This window comes from Acidovorax sp. KPB24-07, assembly GCF_057543315.1.
On the sequence record NZ_BAAJYS010000833.1, the window covers coordinates 1 to 780 of the forward strand.

The following is a 780-nucleotide window of genomic DNA, read 5'->3' on the forward strand; positions in this document are numbered from 1 at the left end:
GGCGTGAGCGCATCCACCAGCGCCAGCGTGCTCACCTTGTGCGGCATGGTCACCAGCGCGCCGTGCCAGTTGGTCATGCGGCGCAGCACCTGCAGCGTGGCGGGGTAGTCCTCGGCCCGCACGCCCATGGGCACCACCAGGGCGTTGATGCCCTGCTGCGCGAACCACGGGTTGTAGATCATCGGGGCCTTGAAGGCCTCGGTCGGGTAGCCCAGGTGGGCGATCAGGCGGGTGCTGCCGTTGATGGTTTGCTGCTGCATGGGGAACGATGGTGGGCCGATTGCCGTGGGTGTTTCAGCGGCCGCGCCCGTGGCTGCGCAGGGCTTCCTGGCGGGCCTGTTCGTATGCGGCCTCGGACAGGGGCTGGGCATCGGGCTGGCCCAGGTCCTGCGTGGGAATGCGGAAGGTCTCGCGCGCCGACCACGCGGCCAGCGCCGCGATGGCCGTCACGCCGAACGCGATCGCACCCACGGTGGCCGGCACGTTGGTGGAGCCGGGCGGCGCCACGGCGGCGAACAGCGCGGGCAGCAGGGCCGTGAGCGTGGTGCCCACGTTCTGCGAGATGGCCATCGAGGTCACGCGGGTGCGGGCCGGGAACAGCTCGGGGTAGAAGCTCGGGAACACCGCGTTGCAGCCCTGGTACACCACGCCCCACATGAGCAGCGACATGCCGATCGCCATCGGCACGTGGTGGATGCTGATGGCATACAGGTACAGGAACGCCAGCAGCCCCGACAGCAGCGCGCCCACGATGATCGGCGGGCGCCGGCCGATGCGGTC

The 780-nt window shown here is 70.4% G+C and carries 1 protein-coding gene and 1 pseudogene; both read right to left on the reverse strand.

Annotated features, from left to right (window positions below):
* Positions 1-260, reverse strand: a pseudogene (locus AC27IQ_RS26135) (shikimate dehydrogenase); the annotation flags it as partial.
* A gap of 34 nt (positions 261-294) precedes the next feature.
* Positions 295-780, reverse strand: a 486-nt coding sequence (locus tag AC27IQ_RS26140; protein WP_487091384.1) for an MFS transporter, incomplete at its 5' end; no start/stop codon positions are given.